Origin of the sequence: Alkalibacterium gilvum, from assembly GCF_900109085.1 — a bacterium.
Classification (GTDB): domain Bacteria; phylum Bacillota; class Bacilli; order Lactobacillales; family Carnobacteriaceae_A; genus Alkalibacterium; species Alkalibacterium gilvum.
Window position 1 is genome coordinate 1 of record NZ_FNYW01000078.1, and the last position, 1,868, is coordinate 1,868.

A 1,868-nucleotide genomic window follows, 5' to 3' on the forward strand; every position below is an offset into this window, starting at 1 on the left:
TATTTCTCTATAAATAACTGCCTTTATAAGAAACCCCTAAAAAGAGTATAGGGGGACTTAGATTATCAATAGGTTTATTTTACACTTTTAGAGTTCTTAAATAGTCAAGGTGGAGATTTTAAAAGTTTGTCTTTTTAAAGTTTTAAAATACTACCTTTACTATTAGCCATAAAATACACTAAAACAAGGCTTCAACGATTAGTTGAAGCTCACTCTCTGTAAGTGTGGGTGAATGCTTTAGCAGAGGGCAAAGCCTTAATATAAGTTTTAGGGGTGTTAGCACCTTTTTTAAAAGGGGACTAAGATCTTCTGATGTTAAACCACTCACTAAATAAACTAAAGGTAGTATTTTTAGAAAACCACTAAAAATCTCCACCTTGATTTTATTTTTTTATTTGCTCCTTTAAAAGTAGGCTAAAGCATACAGAAAACATATAAGTTCCTATTTAGCTTTAGCCTTGATAATTATATCAAATAAAACCATTCCTTAGCTTGTCCATGAGCTTTAACTTAAATGTATAGGGCTTAGCACCAGAAAACATATAAAACCTCTTAGAATTGATTTTAGAGCCTAGATATGCTTTTATTTAACATCTTCATTTAATCAAGTTTTACCTGATCCCTTAGTTTTACAAAAGTGTACTAAATTAATCCTTAAGACAAGTTCAAAGAAGAAAAATAAAAAAGGACAGAGTAGTAAATCTGCTCTATCCTTTTTATATCAATACTTATAACCGTTTTAGTGGGTTTTACATAATTAGTATTAAGACAAGCTGGCACTTTCAAAATTATAAGCTATCCAGCGACGCATAAGATAAATAGTATGCAACATATTGTTCTTCTAAAATACTGCTTATTATAAGCAGTATAGATTATTCTTTGCTTATTTTGTTATTTCTATAGACAAAATATCCACAAGTAATATAAAATATTAGGAGAACAATTCCTATCGTCATTTCATTGATAATTTGTCCCGTTTCTTGTGTCCCCATATAAATTATATGGATTGCAGGTAATGCTCCCAATAAACTACCCCAGGATATATTCTTATTTAGAATAAAGCCACTAATAAAGAATAAAGCTAACCAAACTACAACAATGGGTGATATAGCTCCAATATTGGTAATTGCTACTACTCCATAAAGAATTGTAAAAACAATAGCTGGTACATAAAATATAATTTTCTTCATTTTCACTCCTCCAGATAAATACTAATAATATTTGTGACGCTTTTTTTAGTTAGGTATAGATATTTAGTATGATACGACATATTTTATATGATGCGAAGTGATTACTCTTTAATATAATTAAAATGTCTAATCTGATTTTTATCATCAAATGTGCTATTAAAAGGTATCAAATCATTTGAATTAAATTTTATATAATCACCTTCATATTCACCAAAGCCAAATTCTAATCCAGTATTATTAGGATATCCGTATAAGTAACATATAACATCATTATCTTTAAGAAATACTATCTGATTCATATTCTCGTTTACAGTTTCACTTATATTGTCCCATTTATATCCAACAACCTCATACACTCTCTCCTTTGATACATATGGCCTAAAGCTGTACATCACATCCCAATCAAAAGGTGTCCATTGGGATAAGTCATCAATAACAGCAGTACCACTTATAATATCAAATGAGTGTCTTAATTGTTCAGCATTTTCATCCCAACTATCTTTTTTAAGATAGTTTAATGAAAATAATATCGCAATGCTTATTGTTATAATCACAATCCATATATTCTTGTTTTTCTTCTTAATGAAATAAACCTCCCTTTAATTATGAATTAGTTGAACATAATTCTACTAATGTTCATCAATTTATAGTTTTGAGTTTTACTCAATTCTTATTGTG

The 1,868-nt window shown here is 28.8% G+C and carries 2 protein-coding genes; both read right to left on the reverse strand.

Annotated elements, in window-relative coordinates; translation table 11 throughout:
- Positions 1 to 872 precede the first annotated feature (872 nt).
- The gene (locus BMX83_RS10565; protein WP_087059222.1) at positions 873 to 1,190 is read right to left on the reverse strand and encodes a hypothetical protein; all 318 of its coding nucleotides are present in this window, start codon (positions 1,188 to 1,190) and stop codon (positions 873 to 875) included.
- Between the two features lie 101 nt (positions 1,191 to 1,291).
- Positions 1,292 to 1,744: a hypothetical protein gene (locus BMX83_RS10570; RefSeq protein WP_091636832.1), complete on the reverse strand. Its 453-nt coding sequence runs from the start codon at positions 1,742 to 1,744 to the stop codon at positions 1,292 to 1,294.
- Between the last annotated feature and the right edge of the window lie 124 nt (positions 1,745 to 1,868).